This is a genomic window from Sulfurimonas sp. (genome assembly GCF_028694895.1).
Classification (GTDB): domain Bacteria; phylum Campylobacterota; class Campylobacteria; order Campylobacterales; family Sulfurimonadaceae; genus Sulfurimonas.
The window spans coordinates 1-3,886 of sequence record NZ_JAQVKA010000125.1 but is presented as its reverse complement, the minus strand read 5'-3'; the positions used below and the strand labels follow the sequence as shown (position 1 = coordinate 3,886).

At 35.6% G+C, this 3,886-nt stretch carries 3 protein-coding genes and 1 pseudogene; 3 read left to right on the top strand and 1 reads right to left on the bottom strand.

Going from position 1 to position 3,886, the window contains the following annotated elements:
• The 3 genes and pseudogenes from PHI38_RS09595 to pdxA form a co-directional block, all read left to right on the top strand.
• Positions 1–959 (top strand): annotated as a pseudogene (locus PHI38_RS09595) (thioredoxin domain-containing protein); the annotation flags it as partial.
• Positions 960–1,093: 134 nt separating this feature from the next.
• Positions 1,094–1,876 carry a pyridoxine 5'-phosphate synthase gene (locus PHI38_RS09590; RefSeq protein ID WP_299855556.1) on the top strand — a complete coding sequence of 261 codons (783 nt, stop codon included), beginning with the start codon at positions 1,094–1,096 and terminating at the stop codon, positions 1,874–1,876.
• Positions 1,873–2,790, top strand: coding sequence for a 4-hydroxythreonine-4-phosphate dehydrogenase (gene pdxA, locus PHI38_RS09585; RefSeq protein ID WP_299855554.1), 918 nt, complete (start codon positions 1,873–1,875; stop codon positions 2,788–2,790). Before PHI38_RS09590 ends, pdxA begins: the two co-directional genes overlap by 4 nt.
• On the opposite strand, the gene PHI38_RS09580 is transcribed toward pdxA, so the two are convergent.
• Positions 2,783–3,748 (bottom strand): glycosyltransferase family 4 protein, encoded by a 966-nt coding sequence (locus PHI38_RS09580; protein ID WP_299855552.1) that lies wholly within the window; start codon positions 3,746–3,748, stop codon positions 2,783–2,785. The genes pdxA and PHI38_RS09580 overlap by 8 nt on opposite strands.
• Positions 3,749–3,886 lie beyond the last annotated feature (138 nt).

Genomic DNA, 3,886 nt, shown 5'->3' with positions numbered 1-3,886 from the left:
AGGGAACTTACTTTGTATATAGTTATGATGAAGTTTATAACCTTTTAAAAGATAACAACTACTCAAATATAGAGACTACTTTAAATGCACTAAGCGTTAGTAAAAGCGGAAATTTTGAGGGAAAAAATATCATACGATTTAGAGATGAGAGCGGATTTGATGGATTTGATAAGATAAAAACTCTTCTTCAATCTTTAAGAGCTAAAAGAGAGTATCCATTTATCGACAAAAAAATCCAAACATCATGGTCTGCTATGATGATAAAAGCACTCTTTAACTTAGGTGAAATTGACGCTAAATATACGCAAAGAGCCATAGAATCTCTAAACGCTCTATTAGATACAATGCTTTTAGATACTAAACTCTATCATACAACTCTCATCCATAAAAGCCCTAAAGTAGAGGCTTTTTTAGAAGATTATGCTTTTCTCTCGCAAGCTCTTATCAAAGCATTTAACGCAACTCAAAATGAGATTTATCTAATCCGCGCTCAGCACTTTGCTAACTCTGCACTAGAGAAGTTTTATACTAAAGGCACGTGGAGATTTAGTGTAGGAGAGTTTGAAACAAAAGCAGAAATCTCTGACAATACATATACAAGCTCAGTTGCTATAATCGTTGATGTCCTACTCTCTCTTGGCACACTTTTAGAAGATGAAAAATACACTCATTTTGCTTTTAAAACATTAGAGTACAACTCATACGAGCTAGGAAGACGCCCTGTTGTTTATCCTTACATGTTACGCCAAATGCTTCGTTACTTAAAGGGAGATAGAGTTATAAAATCAGAGCAAAAAAACCTTGAGTCAAACGCACTTAAAATTGCCTCACTGAAATACCCTTTTGTGCTAAAGAAGGCTTCTGAGGATAAAGGCTTTATGATTTGTGGAGATAAAAGCTGTTTTGCAAATACAGACGATATAAACAGTATAGATGATATAATCAAACAAACTTTTTAAAGGATTAATGATGAAAAAAATTATCTTAATGGCTCTTTTAGCAGTCGGAGTTATGGCTACATTTAGCGCGTGTGAGAAAACTGATTATCAACATCCTATGCATAGAAAATAGATAGGATTTTAATTTGAGTAATATGAAACTAGGCGTAAACATAGACCATGTAGCAGTTTTAAGAGAAGCAAGAAGAGTAAATGATCCAGATATATTAAACGCTCTTTATGTTGCTACTCAAAGCGGCGCAGATCAGATAACCATCCATCTTCGTGAAGATAGAAGACATATCCAAGATGCTGATGCATACGCTATCATGAAGTACTCTAATGTTGGCGTAAACTTAGAATGTTCTATAAACAGAGCTATTTTAGACATAGTAACTGATTTAAAACCGCACCGCGCTACTTTAGTACCTGAAAAAAGAGAAGAAGTAACAACCGAGGGTGGGCTTGACGTTTTTGGGTACGAAGATGAGATAGCTTATGCGATAGAGCTTCTGCATGACTATCTTATCCCAGTTTCACTTTTTATTGACCCAACCATAGAAGCGGTTGAGAAGTCAAAAGAGTTGGGCGCTGAGATGGTTGAGCTTCATACTGGAGCTTTTGCAAATCTATACGCTATGCTAAACTCTTCACTCCCTCACTCAAATCACTCTGTAAAAGAGCTAGAACTTCCTCGCCATGAGCTTTATATCAGACTTGAGAGATCAATCTTGGCAATAGACGAAGCTGCAAAACATGCAAAAAAAATTGGTCTTGAAGTTGCCGCTGGACATGGACTAAACTACCATAATGTTCATGAGATGATGAAGATAGCTGAGATAACTGAACTAAATATCGGTCAAAGTATCATAGCTAGAAGCGTATTTAGCGGTTTGTCAGAAGCTATAAAAGAGATGAAGCGATTAACAACTAGATGAGTAAACCTCGCATTGCTATAAGCGTTGGAGATTTAAACGGAGTCGGGATTGAGATAGCGTTAAAGGCTCATGAAGAGGTCTCAAAACTCTGCTCTCCTATCTACTGCATAAACTCATACATGCTAAATCAAGCCTCCACCCTTTTAGGCTATGACATTCCTTCAAACTTTGAAATATCCGAAGTTAGCGGTGAGTTTACTATAAAAAAAGGGTGTGTTGATAAAGATTCTGGCAAGTTTTCTTATGACTCTTTTATGCATGCCATATCTTTGTGTGAACAGAAAAAAGCCGATGCAGTCGTAACTATGCCTATCCATAAAGAAGCATGGATGTTAGCTGGATTAAAATACAAAGGTCATACTGATTTACTGCGTGAGCATTTTAAAAAAGATGCAATCATGATGCTTGGTTGTGAGAAGATGTTTGTAGCTCTATTTACCGAGCATATTCCACTAAAAGATGTTGCTTCATCTATAAAATACAAAAGACTAAAACAATTCTTTCTAGATTTTCACAACTCAGTGCAAAATGAAAAAGTAGCTGTTCTTGGACTAAATCCACACGCTGGAGATAATGGTGTACTTGGGCACGAAGAGCTTATAATCACAAAAGCTATCAAAAGTGCAAACAACAAAGTAGGCTTTGAGCAGTTTATAGGTCCAATAGTTCCAGATATAGCTTTTACGCCACACTTTAGAGATAAGTATAGATACTTTATCGCCATGTACCACGATCAAGGATTAGCGCCTTTAAAAGCGCTCTATTTTGATGAGAGCATAAATGTTTCACTTAACCTACCAATCATAAGAACATCAGTAGACCATGGAACTGCTTTTGATATCGCTTACGAGGGTAAAGCTAAAACTCTAAGCTATATAAATGCTATTAAAAGTGCTATCTCTCTAACTATTTAATAAAGCTCTTTTTACTATCCACAAACTTCATCACACCATAGAGTAGCAGCAAAGTTGCAAAGAAGCTAATCGCTATATTTGGTATAAAATAGACAAAACAAAAAATTATAAGATTTATGCCTATTGCATAAAGCGTGACCTTTGCATGGCTCCATAGAGCTTGTGTAAGCCTTTGATAAGCATGTTTTTTATGAGCTTGAGAAAGTTTCTCACCATTTAGCTTTCTTCGCACTAGTGTAATAGTAGCATCAAACCAAAAAAGAGCAAAAAGTGTAATCCAAATCCAAAGATTTGATGGCTCTTGATTTGCATAGTAGATTGTGATGATAGCTATAGTGTATCCAAGAAGCGTACTACCAACATCACCCATAAATATCTGAGCTTTATACCAGTTCCAATATAAAAACCCTAAAGTAGCAACAGATAGAACTATAAAATGTCCACCACCAAAAAACAGAAATCCAGCTATGCTTAAAAATATAAATTCTGAACCAACATAACCATCTATACCATCTATGAAGTTTGTCAAATTTATATACCAAAGTATCATCAAAAATGCAAAAATATTACTCACGAAGCCACTAGAGATATCAAAGAACCCAAAAGATAGCGTATCCAAACCACCAAGAGCAATAAGCCCCATCACCGCTACCACAGCTTGAACAAGAAGCCTTATTTTAGGGCTTAGTTCATATATATCATCAAAAAAACTAACGATAGAAATGATAGCTCCAAACATCAAAGCGTAAAAAAATGAAGACTCTATTTGAGAGGTAATATAAAGATACAAAAGCCCAACTAACCATGTAATGGCAACTGCAATCCCTCCACCATGAGGAGTAGGCACTGTATGAGAACTTCGCTCATTTACCTCTGCTACAAGTGACTTTTTTATAGCGTAATTTTTTATGAAATATGTAAGAGTAAATGAGAGTGTCAAAAGTGCTATATATATCAAACCTCTTCTCCTTTTATCATAAGCCTTATCCCCTCTTCCACGCTATATGGATTACTCAGATTTAACTTTTTCTTCGTCATACTATTATCTACTTCTAAACTCCCATATAGTCTTTTATGAAAAGATGGTTTGAGTAGT